The 13,916-nt window shown below is 66.6% G+C and carries 13 protein-coding genes; 3 read left to right on the top strand and 10 right to left on the bottom strand.

The window, feature by feature from the left end; genetic code table 11:
* Genes MA876_RS09345 through MA876_RS09335 form a run of 3 tightly spaced genes read right to left on the bottom strand, consistent with a single transcriptional unit; the run spans nucleotide 1 to nucleotide 2,784 of the window.
* A complete protein-coding gene (locus tag MA876_RS09345; protein WP_248148087.1) occupies nucleotides 1–843 on the bottom strand; it encodes an amidohydrolase family protein in 843 nt (280 codons plus the stop codon).
* A gap of 2 nt (nucleotides 844–845) precedes the next feature.
* Complete coding sequence (locus tag MA876_RS09340) at nucleotides 846–1,688, bottom strand: isocitrate lyase/PEP mutase family protein (RefSeq protein ID WP_248148085.1); 843 nt, start codon at nucleotides 1,686–1,688, stop codon at nucleotides 846–848.
* 19 nt (nucleotides 1,689–1,707) lie between these two features.
* A complete protein-coding gene (locus MA876_RS09335; RefSeq protein ID WP_248148084.1) occupies nucleotides 1,708–2,784 on the bottom strand; it encodes a zinc-dependent alcohol dehydrogenase in 1,077 nt (358 codons plus the stop codon).
* Between the two features lie 256 nt (nucleotides 2,785–3,040).
* On the opposite strand from MA876_RS09335, the gene MA876_RS09330 reads away from it, so the two are divergent.
* The 3 genes from MA876_RS09330 to MA876_RS09320 all read left to right on the top strand — a co-directional run bounded on the left by MA876_RS09330 (nucleotide 3,041) and on the right by MA876_RS09320 (nucleotide 5,741).
* Complete coding sequence (locus tag MA876_RS09330; protein ID WP_248148082.1) at nucleotides 3,041–3,787, top strand: FadR/GntR family transcriptional regulator; 747 nt, start codon at nucleotides 3,041–3,043, stop codon at nucleotides 3,785–3,787.
* A 98-nt stretch (nucleotides 3,788–3,885) separates the two neighbouring features.
* The gene (locus MA876_RS09325; RefSeq protein ID WP_248148080.1) at nucleotides 3,886–4,773 is read left to right on the top strand and encodes a transketolase; all 888 of its coding nucleotides are present in this window, start codon (nucleotides 3,886–3,888) and stop codon (nucleotides 4,771–4,773) included.
* Nucleotides 4,770–5,741 carry a transketolase family protein gene (locus tag MA876_RS09320; RefSeq protein WP_248148078.1) on the top strand — a complete coding sequence of 324 codons (972 nt, stop codon included), beginning with the start codon at nucleotides 4,770–4,772 and terminating at the stop codon, nucleotides 5,739–5,741. Before MA876_RS09325 ends, MA876_RS09320 begins: the two co-directional genes overlap by 4 nt.
* On the opposite strand, the gene MA876_RS09315 is transcribed toward MA876_RS09320, so the two are convergent.
* From MA876_RS09315 to MA876_RS09285, 7 genes are all read right to left on the bottom strand, one after another.
* Nucleotides 5,731–6,198: a nuclear transport factor 2 family protein gene (locus MA876_RS09315; protein ID WP_248148076.1), complete on the bottom strand. Its 468-nt coding sequence runs from the start codon at nucleotides 6,196–6,198 to the stop codon at nucleotides 5,731–5,733. The two genes, MA876_RS09320 and MA876_RS09315, sit on opposite strands and share 11 nt — an antisense overlap.
* Nucleotides 6,199–6,202: 4 nt before the next feature.
* Nucleotides 6,203–7,204, bottom strand: a complete 1,002-nt coding sequence (locus MA876_RS09310; protein ID WP_248148074.1) for an ABC transporter permease — start codon at nucleotides 7,202–7,204, stop codon at nucleotides 6,203–6,205.
* Nucleotides 7,201–8,814: a sugar ABC transporter ATP-binding protein gene (locus MA876_RS09305; RefSeq protein ID WP_248148072.1), complete on the bottom strand. Its 1,614-nt coding sequence runs from the start codon at nucleotides 8,812–8,814 to the stop codon at nucleotides 7,201–7,203. The genes MA876_RS09310 and MA876_RS09305 overlap by 4 nt, the downstream gene beginning before the upstream one ends.
* The gene (locus MA876_RS09300) at nucleotides 8,811–9,941 is read right to left on the bottom strand and encodes a sugar ABC transporter substrate-binding protein (protein ID WP_248148070.1); all 1,131 of its coding nucleotides are present in this window, start codon (nucleotides 9,939–9,941) and stop codon (nucleotides 8,811–8,813) included. The genes MA876_RS09305 and MA876_RS09300 overlap by 4 nt, the downstream gene beginning before the upstream one ends.
* Before the next feature lie 126 nt (nucleotides 9,942–10,067).
* On the bottom strand, nucleotides 10,068–11,801 hold the full coding sequence (locus MA876_RS09295) for a GMC family oxidoreductase (protein ID WP_248148068.1): 1,734 nt from the start codon (nucleotides 11,799–11,801) through the stop codon (nucleotides 10,068–10,070).
* Nucleotides 11,802–11,834: 33 nt separating this feature from the next.
* Nucleotides 11,835–12,401, bottom strand: a complete 567-nt coding sequence (locus MA876_RS09290; RefSeq protein ID WP_248148066.1) for a gluconate 2-dehydrogenase subunit 3 family protein — start codon at nucleotides 12,399–12,401, stop codon at nucleotides 11,835–11,837.
* A complete protein-coding gene (locus tag MA876_RS09285) occupies nucleotides 12,401–13,771 on the bottom strand; it encodes an aldehyde dehydrogenase family protein (RefSeq protein WP_248148064.1) in 1,371 nt (456 codons plus the stop codon). The genes MA876_RS09290 and MA876_RS09285 overlap by 1 nt, the downstream gene beginning before the upstream one ends.
* Between the last annotated feature and the right edge of the window lie 145 nt (nucleotides 13,772–13,916).

Raw genomic sequence — 13,916 nt, 5'->3', positions numbered from 1 at the left:
TCAGGATGCCTGCGGCCAGCCGAACCATTCGCGGACCGCGCGGCCCATCACATACTCCTGATCGCCCGCATCGAGGTGTGCGATCCCCTCGAGGAACACACCGACGGTGTCGCCGTAGGACTCGCCTGGATATCGGGTGTAGTCCGAGCCCCAGAACATGCGCGTCGGGCCGAACCAAGGAAGGAGCAAATCGACGACACGCCTCACGGTCGCCGGCGAGTACGTCGCCTGGAACGAGATGGGCAATGCGGACACCTTGACCGCCACGTTCTCGTACGGTGCCAGCGCCTCGAGCTGCTCGATCCGGTCGAAACGGTCGTATCCCACCTTGGGGACGCTCGTACCGAGGTGATCGATCGACAGCCGGAGCCCCGGGTGGTCGCGCGCGATCGGCACGAGCTCCGCGAGGTCGTCCACGACGGGGAACATCGATACCGGGATGCCGCGCTCCTGCACCCACGGCCACAGCCAGGACAGCACGTCGTCCTCGATCCAGCGAGCGGCGGCGCCGTTGAAGGTGAGCCGGATGCCGCGAAGCAGCGGATCCTCGAGTTCTTCCTCGATGACCCGGGCGACGTCGGGAGCGACCATGTTCCACCGGCCGTGAGCGAGAAGTCGCGTGGGGAATCGATGCGCCGCGCCGAGCGAGGTGTCGTTGCGATCGCCCTCGAACGAGGTGGGGACCACCAGCCCCGCGTGCACACCCGCGGCATCCATCTGTGCGATCACCATCTCGGCGGTGTACTCCGCCGGCCCGTGCGGTTTGTGACCGGTCGCGACGTTCCAGGGTCGCTCGGGGGTGTCGGGCGCCCACACGTGAACCTGGGCATCGACGATCTCCACCGTCAACCCTCCATGAGGGGACGCGTCAGACCGAGCATCTCGTCGAACCACACCGGATCGGGGCGGCCGTCGAAGAGCGTCCGCCAATCGCCCGTGAGCGCCTGACGGTAGGACTCCTGCAGGGGCGGCACGACGTTGCGATACTCACCGGTCACCTTGACCGCGACGGGCTGGATCTCCTGCATGTCCTCCCAGCGCGTGACGTACTTCATCGCGCCGTTGATCGGTGGCGACGCCGCGAGCACCATGAGCCTGCCGGGGAACCTCTCGCCGGCCGCGACGAGCGCGTCCTTCGACGGCGCGAACACCGGGACGACCCAGTCGGCACCGGCGGCATCGTAGATCTCCAGCCGCTCGAGGCTCTCCGCGAAGTCCATGAGCAGCAGATAGTCGGTGCGGGCCAGGATCTCGAAGTGGTCGCCGAAATGCTTCCGGATGAACTCGAGACGATCGACCATCACCTGCGGATCGCAGAGCTTCTGTTCGACGCCGACCGTTTTGGTGGCCCCGGACTCGTCCTGGTCCTCGATCATGATCGCGTTGCACCCGGCCATGGCGAGCTCGTCGAGCAGGCGGCCGAACTTGGGCAGTCCGCCGAATCCGGCTTCCGCGTCGACCATGATCGGCAGACCCGTGGCACGGGTGATCTCCTTGACGGTCCGCGCGACATCCTCGGTGTCCATCAGGCCGCGATCGGGGTAGCCGTGCACGTTGTTGAGCGCGGCCCCCGAGAGGAAGAGGTGCGTCGTGCCGACCGATCGCGCGGTCGCCGCCGAGAGCACGTCCCAGACTGCGGGGAGGATGGTCATCGGCCCGAGGCCGTCGGAGAACCTGGGAATGGTCACCGGCACTGTGTGCTCCCGTCTACTTGTTCACGACACTGACGTGGATGGGGGCGGCGCCGGTCGTGATCTCGCCGCCGAGGATCTTGATTCCGTCTTCCGCGTCGGCGAAAGACACCGTGTGCGTGTGCCACGGCGCGAAGTCGTACCGGCCGCTCAGGATCGCCTTGATGGCGAGTTGATAGCCGCGCGAGCTGACTCCGAGTGCGCCGACGACCTCGATCGATTTCAGGATCAGATCGTCCGACACGAAGTCCGGCACCGTGCGCGCACCCTTGAGCCCGCCCAGCACGACCCTTCCGCCCACACGCACGGCCTGGATCGCGTCGAGCACGGGGCGCGTCGCCGCGGGGACGACGTCGATCACCTTGTCGGCGACCTTCGTGCCGGTCTGGTCGAGGAGGCTGGTCGGTTCGGCGGGGTCGGTGATGAACGTATCGGTAGCGCCCAGAGCCTTGGCGAGCTCGAGCTTGTCCCGGTCTCCCTCGAGCCCGGAGATCATGATGCGATCGGCGCCAGCCATCGAGGCGGCGATCACGCAGGCCAATCCGCGTTGACCCGCGCCGATGATGAGGACGTCGTCGCCGATGCCGATGCCGCCCTTGAGCACCCCCCACTCGAAACCTGCCGACAGCGGATTGAACATCAGAGCGTCTTCGGCCGAGACATCCTCGGGCATCTTGTGGAGCACGGTGTTGCCGCTGAGCACCATGTGCTCCGCGAGACCGCCCCAGAGCCCGGATCCTACGTCGAGGCTGACGTACCCGTACTGGATCTTCCGCGGGCACAGGACCTGACGTCCGGACATGCAATAGGTGCAGACGCCGCAGCCGGCGTGGGGTTCGACCGCGACGCGGTCACCCTCCGCGACCTGCCAGCGCTCCGCCGCCTCGGGGGAGACCTCCTGTATGCGCACGAGCGGCTCATGGCCGATGACCAGCGGGTACCGCATGATGCCGGTTCCGTCGAAGTGACCGACATACTGCTCGAAGTCGCTCCCGCAGATGCCGTTCGCCTCGACCTCGGCGATCGCACCTCCGGGGAAGAGTTCGGGGAGTTCCAGTTCTTCGATCGCCAGATCGCGGGCTGCTCGCTGCACCCAAGCCTTCGTTGTTCGCACCGCTCCATCGCCTCCGAATCACACGCATTCGTCATCGATGCGCGCTTGTCCGACAATACACCTACTCAGGCAACGTTCGCGGCTGGAGGGCCGGAAAACCATGGTCAGGCCCATTCTTTCGGTGCGTGGAGTGCAACAAACCCCGCGGCTCGGGTCATAATTGACGAGATGATGGACGGAAGTCGACCACTACTGGCACGATGGCTTCATTGTCAGTGATCAGACAAGGTCTCACATGACGGACTCATCGACGAATCCCGCAGCATTCTCCGCGATACCGGTGCAGCGCCCGCGGGAGCAGGTGGAGAGCCAGCTCCGCCGCGCCATCCTCGACGGGTCGATCGTGGAGGGCGAACGGCTGCCAAGCGAACACGCCCTCGCACAGTCCTTCAATGTGAGTCGCGCGACCATCCGCGAGGCCCTGCGCTCGCTGGTCGAGGCCGGCCTGCTCGCAAAGGGCCCCGGCACGACGAGCGGCCTTTACGTGGAGAGCGTCGACCACAACGCCCTGTCGCGCGTGGTGTCCGAGCGCCTCACAAACATCCTCGATCTCGGGTCGGTGACCGCAGAAGAAGTCGCCACCTTCCGCGACCTGCTCGAGGTTCCCAGCGCCCGCCTCGCCGCGACGCATCGTGATCAGCGGCATCTCGAGCAGCTGCGCGAGATTATCGACGAGGAGCGCGGAACGACCTTCGACGATCCGATCGTCCCGGTACTGAACGCCCGCTTCCACTCCGAGGTCGCGAACGCGTCGGGCAATCGCGTGCTCGCGGCATTCGTCTCCGCGCTCCACCGCACGGCGCACCCGCTCGCCTTCGTCAACACCGATGAGGAGTTGGGCCGAGTGGCGGTCACGCACCACATCGATCTGTATCGGGCGATAGAGAGTGCCGATCCCGACGAAGCCGTCACGGTGATGCGGAGCCACCTGGACTATCTCCGCTCGCACGCTGCGGCGAGCGGGGCCTCCGCTGCGCGATAGCTGTCTGTTTTGTGACAGTTTGCCTCTTGTCAGGCAAATGAGGTACGTTCCTTCTCGTAGCGGAGACGACGATCGTCTCGCGTGCGAGGGGGACGAGGATGACTCTGCTGGATCGCAACACACCCGCTATTGCGGCGACCTCCGACCCGTGGCTGCTGCCGCCCGCGGAACTCGACGACATCGCGCGCCGCATCCGCATCTCCATCATCGAGATGCTCGCGTCGGCCAAGAGCGGCCACAGCGCCGGCCCACTCGGCATGGCCGAGATCCTGACCGTCCTCTACTTCCATGCGATGCGCCATGATCCGGCGAACCCGGAGTGGGCCGAGCGGGACGTCTTCTTCCTCTCGAACGGCCACACGGCACCCGTGCTCTATGCCGCGCTCGCGCACGCGGGTTACTTTCCGCTCGAGGAGCTGAGCACGCTGCGCCGGTTGGGCACACGTCTTCAGGGTCATCCTGAGCGCACCGCGCTGCCAGGGCTCGAGAACACCAGCGGGCCACTGGGCAGCGGCCTCTCGCAAGCGGCCGGTTATGCATACGCGAGTCAGATCATCGACCAGGATCTGCACCGATTCGTCTACGTCGCGATGGGCGACGGCGAACTCAACGAGGGCAACATCTGGGAAGCGGCGATGTTCGCGGGCAAATACAAGCTGGGACGCCTCATCGGAATCGTGGACCGCAACTACATCCAGATCGACGGGCTCACCGAGGACGTCATGCCGTTGGACGATCTGCGCGCGAAGTGGGAGTCCTTCGGATGGCACGTCCTGGAAGTCGACGGACACGATGTCAGCGAGCTCATCGGCGCGATCAACCAGGCGAAGGCCGTAGCTCAGAAACCTTCTGTCATCCTCGCCTACACCGTCCCGGGCAAGGGCGTCCCGTTCATGGAGTACGACTATCGCTGGCACGGCAAACCGCCGACAGCCGATCAGGCGATCTCCGCGGTCGCACGCCTCGAGAAGGAGTCGGCCCGATGAACGCGTTCACGATCGATCTGCACGACGAGGCGACAGCGCCCCGGACCGAGCCTCTCAGGTCGGGATTCGGCCTCGGACTCCTCGCCGCCGGAGAAGCGGATGATCGGATCGTCGCGCTCTGCGCCGATCTGACCGAATCCACGATGATGCACCACTTCGCCGAGCGCTTCCCGCGCCGGTTCATCGAAGTGGGCATCGCGGAGCAGAATCTCGTCACGGTCGCGAGCGGCATGGCCCGCGCCGGGAAGATCCCGTTCACATCGAGCTACGCCGCGTTCAGCCCCGGTCGCAACTGGGAGCAGATCAAGACGACGGCGGCTCTCAACGACATGCCCGTGAAGGTGGTGGGCTCGCACGCCGGCGTGAACGTCGGACCGGACGGCGCGACGCACCAGATGCTCGAGGACATCGCGATCATGCGCGTGATGCCGAACATGATCGTCATCGCGCCCGGCGACGCGATCGAGGCCCGAAAGGCGACGCTCGCCGCCGCTGCGAACGACAAGCCGACGTACCTCCGCCTCGCGCGTGATGCGACGCCGGTCTTCACGACCGAGGACACGCCTTTCGAGATCGGCAAGGCGTACATCGCGCGCACGGGTACGGACATCAGCCTCATCGGCACAGGAACGATGACGTACGAGCTCCTCATCGCTGCGCGCATTCTCGCGACGCGTGGCATCGACGCCGAGGTCGTGCACTCCCCCACCGTGAAGCCTCTCGACGAGGGGACCATCCTCGCCTCGGTGGCCAAGACCGGCCTCGCCGTGACGGCGGAGGAAGCCCAGATCGCGGGAGGGCTCGGCGGAGCGGTAGCCGAACTGCTGTCCGCACAGCGTCCCACGCGTCTGCTGCGCCTGGGGATCGATGACCACTACGGCCAGAGCGGTGGCCCGCGCGAGCTCCTCGAGCACTTCGGCCTGACCGGTGTCGGTCTGGCTGAGCGGATCTTCGCGTTCACTCGCTGAACGTCGGTGTCACCTGGGTCCAGTCCCCGGGCCAGTCCATGAAGCGGGTCCAGAACCAGACGACGCGCCGTCGCTGAATCCGCCACCTGCCGTCGACGCGACGGTAATCGTCGTCGTAGTGGCCCGCCTCGAACCGTGCGCGCCCGTCGGGCCAGTTCGCCGCGAACAGGAAGTACTGGACACCTCGGGCGGTGTCGTCCGATGTGAGCTCGAGGGTCGATGTCGTGTTGTGGTGACTCCACGTCCCCATGATCGAGGGCAGCGTCCTGTAGAACGCGCGAAGGGTCTCGCGCCCCACGATCGGGGGATCCTGGGCCGTCTGCACTTCGCCGTCGGGCGCGAACAGATCCGCGACGGCATCGAAGTCGTGGCGGTCGGAGGCGACCGCGTAAGCGCCGCGCAGCTGCTCGATCTCGCTCCGATCCGCCAGGATTCGGATCGCACCGTCCCGGCTCATGCCGCTACCGCGTGCTGTCCCCGCGCTTGCGTGCCGACAGGACCGAGAGCGACACGGCGATCAGCAGCGCGACGCCGTTGAACACGTTGGGCAGCCAGAACGGGGCGCCCGCGATGACGAGCCCGCTGATGCCCACCGCGAGCACGAGTGCGCCGATGATCGTCCCCCAGAGGTTGAAGAGCCCCGGCTGGATGACGGTCGCTCCGAGGAACGCCGCCGCGTAGGCGGGCAGCAGGAACTCCGGGCCCGATGTCGGGTTGGCGGATCCGATCCATGCCGTGTTGAGAAATCCCGCGAGTCCCGAGATGGTCCCCGCGATGATGAAGACGGCGGCGAGCGACGGCCCGGTGCGCACACCACTCAATCGGGCCGCCTCGCGGCCCGATCCCGTCGCCCGGATGTATCGGCCGAAGGGCGTGAACTCGAGGATGTACCAGACGACGAGCGCGAGAGCGAAGGCGATCCAGACCGTCATGGGGAAGCCGATGAAGGTCGTCGTCCCGATCTTCTTGAGCTCGTCGGGGATCCCCCGGAAGAGCAGCTGCCCATTCGTCACCAACAGGTTGAATCCCACCAGGATCGTCCCCATCGCCAGCGTCGCTATGAACGCGTTCACGCCGACCTTGACGATGAAGAACGCGTTGACGGCACCGATGATCGCTCCGATCGCGAGAGCGGAGACCAGGACCAGAACGACGGGCCAGCCCAATGAGCTGGAGTAGGCGACCCACACCCCGCAGAAGCTCAGATTCGCCGCGACCGACAGATCGAACTCACCCGCGGAGAGCGGGAAGAGCACCGCGATGGCGAGGATGAGCGGGATCGCCTGGCCGGTGAGGATGGTCACCCCGTTCGCGGCGGTGAAGAACCTCCCCGGCAGCAGGATGCTGAACACCGCGATGAGGAGCAGCAGGAAGATCAGCACGCCGTAGCGACCCAGGATGTCGAGGGCGCGCGCGCCGACGGTCCGCCGCGGCGGGGCAATGGTTTCCGTCGTCGTTGTCATGGCTTTTCGGCCTTCCTGCCGGAGTGCGGGGTCCGGGTCGTGACCACTGTCACGGCCCCGGTCGTGGTCAAGGCGATCTCGTCCTCGGAGATCTCTGAGCGATCCATCTCAGCCCGGATGCGCCCGCGGTCGAGGACGATCATGCGGTCGCAGAGGGCGACCAGTTCGGGCGCATCGCTGGATGCGAGGATGACGGTCGTGCCGGCGCGTGCCAGCTCGAGCACGCGCCTGCCGATGTCGGCTTTCGCGCCGATGTCGATGCCCTGCGTCGGCTCGTCCAGGACGATCACGCGCGGTTGCACGCGCAACGACTTCGCCAGCACCGCCTTCTGCTGGTTGCCGCCGCTGAGCTTCGCGATGGGTCGGGTGGGATCCGCGGGCCGGATGTCGTAGTGCTCGATGAGCGCGAGCGCCTCGCGGCGCTCTTTGCGCTTGTCGAGCCAGAATGCGGAACCGAAGGGCCGCAGATCGAGAAGCGTCAGATTCTGCTGGACGGAGAACGGTCCGATGCAGCCGAGGTTTCGCCGGTCCTCGGGCACGTAGGTGATTCCCGAGCGGATGGCTTCGCCGGGCCCGGTCGGGTCGTAGAGCTCGCCGTCGAGCATCATCGTGCCGGCCGTCGTCTTCTGGGCGCCGGCGATCAAGCGCGCGAGTTCGCTTCGTCCGCACCCGGCGAGTCCTCCGATGCCGAGGATCTCACCCCGCCGGACGTCCAGGTCGATGCCCGAGACGATGCGTCCGCTCACCCCCCGCAGCCGGAGGATCCAGTCGTCCTCCCCCTCGACGCGGTCGGTCTCCTCGTCGGCGCGCCGCGGGGCGGTGCGCGCGAGTTCGCGGCCCAGCAGGAGCGCGACGATCTGCTCGTGGGTGAGCCCCTCCGTGGAGCGCTGCGCGATGATCTTGCCGTCGCGCAGAACGATGACCTCATCCGCGATCTCGAGGACCTCGTCGATGCGATGAGAGACGTACAGGACGGTTCCCCCGTCCTGCGTCACGCGCTGGACGATGTCGAAGACCTGCCCGACCTCGGTCGCGGGAAGGGTCGCGGTCGGCTCGTCGAGCACGAGCATCCGCGGCGAGCGGTCATCCGGGTCGCCCAGGACGCGGGCGATCGCGAGCATCGTCCGCTGGGCCGGCGAGAGCGACGAGACGAGGGCGTCCGGATCCCAGCGGAGCCCGAGCCGCTCGAGGCGCTTGCGCACCAGCGAGCGGATCCGGCGGCGCCGGATGGCGCCCACGAGAGGAGTGCGGAATCCCGTGCTGAAGCCGACGTTGTCGGAGATGGACATCGACTGGACGAGCCCGAGGTCCTGATGGACGAACCGCAGGCCGGCGTCGTGCGCCCGGGCGGGCGAGACCGGGGTCGTCAGCTCGTTGCCGCCCACCTCGATCCGCCCACCCGGCGCGGGGTCGTAGAAGCCGCTGAGGATCTTGATGATCGTCGACTTCCCCGAGCCGTTCTCTCCGAGCAGGGCCACGACTTTGCCGCGGCCCAGCTCGAAGGAGACATCGGTCAGGACGTGGTTGCTCCCGAACCATTTGTTGATTCCGTCGAGGACGAGGGCGTGCTCGCCACCGTCCGCCCACGTCGCCTGACCGCGCGGAGTCATCCGGAGTACGCCCCCGTCGTCCACAGCTCGGTGTAGATGGCTTCGAAGTCGGAGTCACCGGTGTACTGGTTGCCCTCGGGGATGAACGCCTCCGAGACGAGACGGATCTGCACACCGTCGTGGTTCTCGGTGGTCGTGCCGTCGGCGAGGAGCCGGTTCACATTGTCGAGGGTCGCCCAGCCCTGCCATTCGAGCGCGACACCGATGGTGCCCTTGACGGCGCCGCCGTCCGCCACGTTCTCGACGATGTTCTCGTTGGCATCCATCGAGTAGACCGACACATCGTTGCGGCCGATCTGCTGGAGCGCGACCAGGAAGTCGGTCGTGAAGGCGTCGGCCGGAACGATGACCGCGTTGACGTCCGGGTTCGCCTGGAGCATGGCTGCCACCTTGCCCTGCAGGACCGTGCCGAGGTCAGCGGCGGAGATCTGCTCCTGCTTCGTGGTGATGCCGGGGCACTCCGCGAGGGACTTGTCGACTCCTGCCATGCGCTGCTGGACGAGCTTGAACTGCTCGTCGATGAACGTCATGACGTTTCCGGCGCCCCCGAGCGCGTTGCACGCTACGGCGCCGATCCACTCGCCCTGTTCGGGTCCATGCGCACTGACGTCGTACTGGATGCCGTCGTCGGTGTAGGGGTCGTCCTCATAGCCGGCGCCGGCGCTGACCACGACGATGCCGGCCTGGCGTGCCGCCGCGATCGAGTTCGATACGAGCGCCGGGTCGATGCTGATCATGACCACGGCATCCGCGCCCATGTTGATCGCCTGCTGGAACGCGTCATTCGTCTTCGTGGGATCGAACGCGGGATCGATCGTCTGGACGTCCCATCCGAGCACGTCGGCGGCCGCGTGGACGCCCGCGTCCCATCGAGCGCAGCCGGCCGCCGCCATGCTGCACGGAATCGAGACCACCGTCACGTCCGTCGTGATGTCCGGTGAGGTGGTGGGACCGTCGTACGTCTGGGGCTCTGCGGCGGCCGCAGCCATGTCGACGATCGCCTGGGGCACGTCGCCGGCAGGTGCGTCGGTGCCGCCTCCAGACGGTGTGTCGGTGGTGGAGCCGCATGCGGTGAGTGCGAGCACGAGGCCCGCTCCAATCGCGATCGCGGCGAGTGACTTCTTCATGTGATGACCTCCGTTGGTCTGTCTCTTGGTGTGTTTTCGGGTGCGGGTCAGACCTTCGCGAGCCTCGTGGGCCACGTGAAGGTGGTGTGTGCGCGCGGACGGCGGTTGGAGGCCGTCCTGCTCGTGTCAGGCGGCGCGGCCGGAGCTGTCCTCCCACAACGACCAGCCGGTCTGTGCCGAGGTCAGATGCTCGGCCAGGCGGAACGCCAGTGCCTGGATCGTTGCGGTCGGGTTGTAGCCGCCTACGGTGGGGAAGGACCCGCCGCCGAGGGCGTAGAGACCCGGCACCTGATGACTCTGCAGGTTCGCGTCGACGACCGAGCGAGCCGGGTCGTCGCCGAGGATGTGGCCGCCGTGGTCGTGGGTCGTGATGTGCAGCGGCTTCATGCTCAACGACCACGGTGCGACGGTGCCGCCCATCGCGGTGAGCACTTCGCCGAGCTTCGGCTGGATCCAGGAGCTGTACGTCAGTTCGTGCTTCGTCCAGGAGTGCGTGATCCGCAGCGCAGGCTCACCCCAGGGGTCCTTCCGGGTCGGATCCAGATCGAGATAGTTCTGCTCCATCGGGAACTGCACGCCGATCGACACCATGCCGACCATCCGGCGATACCCGTCGGTGAGCCACTTCTTGAACTGCGGTCCGTAGCGCATTTCATCGCCTGGCTGCATCCCCGCCCCCTCGGTGGGCTGGATGTCGCCGTTGAAGAGCACGAACGGTCCTCCCCACGCGATGCCTGTGCCCGACCAGTCGTAGTTGACCGCGTTGTAGTCGTCGAGCGCACCACCGGCAGCCGCGGGGCCGGCGTAGAGCAGCGAGTCCTCCTCCATGAGGGTCGCCGACCAGTCGTAGTTGTGCATGTAGTAGTACTTGCCGGTCTGCCCGTTGTCGTTGATCCCCGACGCCAGCAGCAGTCGCACGTTCTCCAGCACGTAGGCGGCGAGTATCACCAGAGGAGCCTCCGCCTCGTGCTCGCCACCGTCTTCCGGGGTGATCCACGACACGCCCTTCGCACGTCCGTCCGCCCCGATGTTCACCTTCTGCACGCGCACACCGAGTTGCATGTCGAGATTGCCGGTGCGAAGCGCATCCGGGATCAGCTGCACGTGCGTCGAGCTCTTGGCCCCGACATGGCACAGGAAGTCACGGCAGAAGCCGCAGTAGGTGCACGCCTTCCGCTCCCCGGTGTCCCGCGAGATGATCGCCGTCGGCGTCTGGTATGCGTGGAGACCGAGTGATTCGGCGCCCTCCTTGAACTTGCCGTAGAGCGCGCCCGGCCGCAGCGCGGGGTATGCGAACTCCGACCGGCGAGGCGTCTCGAAGACGTTGCCGCGCGGATCGATCGCGCCGTTGATGTTGCCCGCCTTGCCGGATACGCCGATCTCGTACTCGATCCGCTCGTAGTACGGCTCCAGCTCCTTGTAGCCGAAGGGCCAGTCCTGGATGTTCGAGCCCTCGGGGAGCGCGTCTTTGCCGAAGCGCTCGGTGATCGTCGAGCGCATCGTGAAGTCCTCGGCCGCCTGGCGGAAGTGCCACGCGGCGTAGTGCCACGATCCGCCACCGGGTCCGAGCGACGGAGGGATGCAGAAGGGATTGAGCATCGGCCCGACCGCCCACGGGGCGATGACCGCCTCATCGGCGTCATTGTCGCGCCACGTGATCGGGTCGGTGGTCATGCGCGGAGAGTGCTGAGCGCGCGAAGACCAGCCGAGCTCGTCGAACTTCTTCCACGTGTCGTCGAACTCCAGCTCGTGACCCTTGTCGAGACCGAGCACCTTCATGCCCGCACGCGTGAGCTCGCGAGCGAGCACACCACCCGAGGCGCCCATGCCGACGATGATCGCGTCGTACTTCTTTGCCATGTGTTGAATCGCTTCCTTGCTGAATCGGGGGCGTCAGTTGCTGTAGCTGTACGCGTTGAAGAACTTCTCGGGATGCTCCTCGGCGAGCTTCTTCATGGCCTCGCGCGGCACCGGCATGGGCAGCGGGGTGCCACGGCCGTACTGGAACTCGGGGCCGTAGCCGTATTGCGCACCGGGGAATCCGACCGCCTTCCAGCCCACCATGTCCTTGTTGCCGCCGTAGACCGGGTCGCACAGGAAGCCCTGCACGGTGTGCTGCCAGAGGACGCCGAAGAATCCTTTGGTCCATGTCGCGTCTGTGCCGTTCAGCTCCCCGGCCGAGAGTCCTGCCAGGACGACTCCGCGCGCATCGTCCGCGAGCGTCTCGTACGTCCCGCCGAACTCGGCCAGACAGTAATCGGCCAGCCCCGTGAGCGCGACCGTGTAGGCGGGCTGCCAGGCAGCGTCGTGGCCGGCGAGTGCGCCGTCGATGAAGTCGACGACCCCCGCTTCGCGAGCGCCCGGGTGCTCGTCGTCGGACGGGATGATGTCCGCCACGAGCGCCGCCACCGTCGCGTGCTGCTCCGGGGTGAAGAAGGTGCCCAGTTCGTCCTCGGTCATCAGCCGACCAGCCCGTACGTCTTGATGTTGGCGAAGCCGTCCATACCGGACTTGCCGAGCTCACGACCGGTGCCGGACTTCTTCGTGCCGCCGAACGGGATCTCGATCGGCGAGCCCAGCGGCCCGTTGATGCCCACACCGCCGGTGTCGATGCGCCGCGCGACGGCGAGTGCAGCATCCTGTTCACCCCACACGGTGCCGCCGAGCCCGTAGGGGGTGTCGTTGGCGAGTGCGACGGCGGCATCCGCGTCGGCGACGCGGTAGATCATCGCGACCGGCCCGAACACCTCCTCCTGGAAGATCCGCATCTGCGGCGTGATGCCGGTGAGCGCGACCGGTCGGAAGAAGGCGGTGTCATCCACCTGCCCACCGTCCAGCAGGACGGTCGCACCCTTGTCGATCGCATCGTCCACCTGCGCCTGGACGCGCGCGGCGGCGTCCGCACTGATCATCGGTCCGAGCGTCGTCGCCTCGTCCATCCCGTCACCGAGGACGACGTTGCCGAAGGCAGGGACGAACTGATCGATGAACGAGTCGGCGATGCCGTCCTCCAGGATGATCCGCTTCGGGGAGATGCACACCTGACCGCCGATGTAGAGACGCCACCAGCACACCGTCGCGGCCGCTGCGGCGACATCGGCCGACTCGAGCACGACGTACGGGTCGGACCCGCCCAGCTCGAGCGTGACGGGCTTGACGTTCTCGGCCGCGAGCGCACCGATGACTCGTCCGGCGCGCTCCGAGCCGGTGAAGGTCACCGCGCGCACCCGGTCATCGGCGATCAGTTGTGCCGCCTGCTCGTGACTGATGAGCGCGGTCTGATAGACCCCCGCGGGGAACCCTGCGTCCTGGAACAGCGCATCGAAGAGGAGCGTCGAAAGTGCGCACTGCTCGCTCGGCTTGAGCAGGATCGTGTTGCCCAGCATGAGGTTGGGGGCGACGGCGCGCATGGCCTGGTAGAGCGGGCCGTTCCACGGCTCGATGCCGACGACGACGCCGAGCGGCTCCTTGCGGACGATCGCCTTCGACAAGCCGGGGACATCCAAGACCTCGTCGGCGAGCAGCTCCGCGCCCCGTTCGGCGTAGTAGCGGAACATCGAGATGGCGAGATCCGCCTCGACGACCGACTGGATGAGCGGCTTGCCCATCTCGAGGGTCACGGCACGAGCGAACTGATCCTTGCGCTCTTCGAAGAGATCGGCGACGCGGGTGAACAGCGCGGCGCGGTCGGAGACCTCGGTGTTGCTCCACGCAAGGAACGCCGCGTGCGCGGACGCGACCAGCGACTCGAGTCCCTCGGCCGTCGGGTGCGGATACTCGTGTACGAGTTCTCCTGTAGCGGGGTTGATTGTCCGGAAGGCAAGAGCCATGGATTCGCCTCACATCATTGTCGAAGATCCTGTATGACGTACATCAGTATTGATCATCATTGGACAAAAGGAAAGCTTGTCGGACAAATCGCCAGGATAGATCCAGGGCGACCTCTTTGCGCGACGCCATCCACGGTCGTCGCTT

Source organism: Microbacterium aoyamense (assembly GCF_023155855.1).
In the GTDB taxonomy this organism is placed as follows: domain Bacteria; phylum Actinomycetota; class Actinomycetes; order Actinomycetales; family Microbacteriaceae; genus Microbacterium; species Microbacterium aoyamense.
Note: the sequence above shows the minus strand (reverse complement) of the source record. Positions and strands in the feature narration are given on the sequence as shown.

What these genes read in the sequence shown, in the direction of transcription:
- MA876_RS09330 (WP_248148082.1), top strand. Translation starts at nt 3,041, where the DNA reads ATGACGGACTCATCGACGAATCCCGCAGCATTCTCCGCGATACCGGTG.
- MA876_RS09325 (WP_248148080.1), top strand. Translation starts at nt 3,886, where the DNA reads ATGACTCTGCTGGATCGCAACACACCCGCTATTGCGGCGACCTCCGAC.
- MA876_RS09320 (WP_248148078.1), top strand. Translation starts at nt 4,770, where the DNA reads ATGAACGCGTTCACGATCGATCTGCACGACGAGGCGACAGCGCCCCGG.
- MA876_RS09315 (WP_248148076.1), bottom strand. Translation starts at nt 6,198, where the DNA reads ATGAGCCGGGACGGTGCGATCCGAATCCTGGCGGATCGGAGCGAGATC.
- MA876_RS09310 (WP_248148074.1), bottom strand. Translation starts at nt 7,204, where the DNA reads ATGACAACGACGACGGAAACCATTGCCCCGCCGCGGCGGACCGTCGGC.
- MA876_RS09305 (WP_248148072.1), bottom strand. Translation starts at nt 8,814, where the DNA reads ATGACTCCGCGCGGTCAGGCGACGTGGGCGGACGGTGGCGAGCACGCC.
- MA876_RS09300 (WP_248148070.1), bottom strand. Translation starts at nt 9,941, where the DNA reads ATGAAGAAGTCACTCGCCGCGATCGCGATTGGAGCGGGCCTCGTGCTC.
- MA876_RS09295 (WP_248148068.1), bottom strand. Translation starts at nt 11,801, where the DNA reads ATGGCAAAGAAGTACGACGCGATCATCGTCGGCATGGGCGCCTCGGGT.
- MA876_RS09290 (WP_248148066.1), bottom strand. Translation starts at nt 12,401, where the DNA reads ATGACCGAGGACGAACTGGGCACCTTCTTCACCCCGGAGCAGCACGCG.
- MA876_RS09285 (WP_248148064.1), bottom strand. Translation starts at nt 13,771, where the DNA reads ATGGCTCTTGCCTTCCGGACAATCAACCCCGCTACAGGAGAACTCGTA.